Origin of the sequence: Peribacillus simplex, assembly GCF_900156045.1 — a bacterium.
In the GTDB taxonomy this organism is placed as follows: domain Bacteria; phylum Bacillota; class Bacilli; order Bacillales; family DSM-1321; genus Peribacillus; species Peribacillus simplex_D.
In genome coordinates this window covers 1-3,004 of the sequence record NZ_FTMX01000026.1, presented here as the reverse complement: position 1 = coordinate 3,004, position 3,004 = coordinate 1, and the positions used below count along the sequence as shown (strand labels likewise).

Below are 3,004 nucleotides of genomic sequence, written 5' to 3'. Positions count from 1 at the left end.
TTGTTCCTTGAAAACTAGATAATAGATAGAAGGCAATTAATTTTTTTCAAAGCATCTGTAAGATCTTTTTTAACGGTTAAGTTAGAAAGGGCGCACGGTGGATGCCTTGGCACTAGGAGCCGATGAAGGACGGGACTAACACCGATATGCTTCGGGGAGCTGTAAGTAAGCTTTGATCCGGAGATTTCCGAATGGGGAAACCCACTGTTCGTAATGGAACAGTATCTTTACCTGAATACATAGGGTACTGAAGGCAGACCCGGGGAACTGAAACATCTAAGTACCCGGAGGAAGAGAAAGCAAACGCGATTTCCTGAGTAGCGGCGAGCGAAACGGAATTAGCCCAAACCAAGAGGCTTGCCTCTTGGGGTTGTAGGACACTCAACATGGAGTTACAAAGGAACGGGGTAAACGAAGCGATCTGGAAAGGTCCGTCGAAGAAGGTAAAAACCCTGTAGTTGAAACTTCGTTCCCTCCTGAGTGGATCCTGAGTACGGCGGGACACGAGAAATCCCGTCGGAAGCAGGGAGGACCATCTCCCAAGGCTAAATACTCCCTAGTGACCGATAGTGAACCAGTACCGTGAGGGAAAGGTGAAAAGCACCCCGGAAGGGGAGTGAAATAGATCCTGAAACCGTGTGCCTACAAGTAGTCAAAGCCCGTTAATGGGTAATGGCGTGCCTTTTGTAGAATGAACCGGCGAGTTACGATTTCATGCGAGGTTAAGTTGATGAGACGGAGCCGCAGCGAAAGCGAGTCTGAATAGGGCGAATGAGTATGAGGTCGTAGACCCGAAACCAGGTGATCTACCCATGTCCAGGGTGAAGTTCAGGTAACACTGAATGGAGGCCCGAACCCACGCACGTTGAAAAGTGCGGGGATGAGGTGTGGGTAGCGGAGAAATTCCAATCGAACCTGGAGATAGCTGGTTCTCTCCGAAATAGCTTTAGGGCTAGCCTCAAGATGAGAGTATTGGAGGTAGAGCACTGATTGGACTAGGGGCCCCCAACGGGTTACCGAATTCAGTCAAACTCCGAATGCCAAATACTTATTCTTGGGAGTCAGACTGCGAGTGATAAGATCCGTAGTCGAAAGGGAAACAGCCCAGACCACCAGCTAAGGTCCCAAAGTATACGTTAAGTGGAAAAGGATGTGGAGTTGCTTAGACAACCAGGATGTTGGCTTAGAAGCAGCCACCATTTAAAGAGTGCGTAATAGCTCACTGGTCGAGTGACTCCGCGCCGAAAATGTACCGGGGCTAAACGTATCACCGAAGCTGTGGATTGACACCGTTGGTGTCGATGGTAGGAGAGCGTTCTAAGGGCGTTGAAGTCAGACCGGAAGGACTGGTGGAGCGCTTAGAAGTGAGAATGCCGGTATGAGTAGCGAAAGAAGGGTGAGAATCCCTTCCACCGAATGCCTAAGGTTTCCTGAGGAAGGCTCGTCCGCTCAGGGTTAGTCGGGACCTAAGCCGAGGCCGAAAGGCGTAGGCGATGGACAACAGGTTGATATTCCTGTACCACCTATACATCGTTTGAACGATGGGGGGACGCAGAAGGATAGGGTAAGCGCGCTGTTGGATATGCGCGTCCAAGCAGTTAGGCCGGAAACGAGGCAAATCCCGTTTCCATTAAGGCGGAGCTGTGATGGCGAGGGAAATATAGTACCGAAGTTCCTGATTCCACGCTGCCAAGAAAAGCCTCTAGTGAGATGTAAGGTGCCCGTACCGCAAACCGACACAGGTAGGCGAGGAGAGAATCCTAAGGTGTGCGAGAGAACTCTCGTTAAGGAACTCGGCAAAATGACCCCGTAACTTCGGGAGAAGGGGTGCTTTTTAGGGTGAATAGCCCAGAAAAGCCGCAGTGAATAGGCCCAGGCGACTGTTTAGCAAAAACACAGGTCTCTGCGAAGCCGCAAGGCGAAGTATAGGGGCTGACACCTGCCCGGTGCTGGAAGGTTAAGGGGAGAGGTTAGCGCAAGCGAAGCTTTGAACCGAAGCCCCAGTAAACGGCGGCCGTAACTATAACGGTCCTAAGGTAGCGAAATTCCTTGTCGGGTAAGTTCCGACCCGCACGAAAGGTGTAACGATCTGGGCACTGTCTCAACGAGAGACTCGGTGAAATTATAGTACCTGTGAAGATGCAGGTTACCCGCGACAGGACGGAAAGACCCCGTGGAGCTTTACTGCAGCCTGATATTGAATTTTGGTACAGCTTGTACAGGATAGGTAGGAGCCTGAGAAGCCGGAGCGCCAGCTTCGGTGGAGGCGTTGGTGGGATACTACCCTGGCTGTATTGAAATTCTAACCCGCGCCCCTTATCGGGGTGGGAGACAGTGTCAGGTGGGCAGTTTGACTGGGGCGGTCGCCTCCTAAAGAGTAACGGAGGCGCCCAAAGGTTCCCTCAGAATGGTTGGAAATCATTCGTAGAGTGTAAAGGCACAAGGGAGCTTGACTGCGAGACCTACAAGTCGAGCAGGGACGAAAGTCGGGCTTAGTGATCCGGTGGTTCCGCATGGAAGGGCCATCGCTCAACGGATAAAAGCTACCCCGGGGATAACAGGCTTATCTCCCCCAAGAGTCCACATCGACGGGGAGGTTTGGCACCTCGATGTCGGCTCATCGCATCCTGGGGCTGTAGTCGGTCCCAAGGGTTGGGCTGTTCGCCCATTAAAGCGGTACGCGAGCTGGGTTCAGAACGTCGTGAGACAGTTCGGTCCCTATCCGTCGCGGGCGCAGGAAATTTGAGAGGAGCTGTCCTTAGTACGAGAGGACCGGGATGGACGCACCGCTGGTGTACCAGTTGTCTTGCCAAAGGCATAGCTGGGTAGCTACGTGCGGACGGGATAAGTGCTGAAAGCATCTAAGCATGAAGCCCCCCTCAAGATGAGATTTCCCATGGCGCAAGCTAGTAAGATCCCTGAAAGATGATCAGGTTGATAGGTCAGAGGTGGAAGCATGGTGACATGTGGAGCTGACTGATACTAATAGATCGAGGACTTAACC

General features: G+C 52.1%; 1 rRNA gene. It reads left to right on the top strand.

The features are described from left to right. Positions 1-74 precede the first annotated feature (74 nt). Positions 75-3,004: ribosomal RNA gene (locus BW986_RS29085) — 23S ribosomal RNA — on the top strand; the annotation flags it as partial.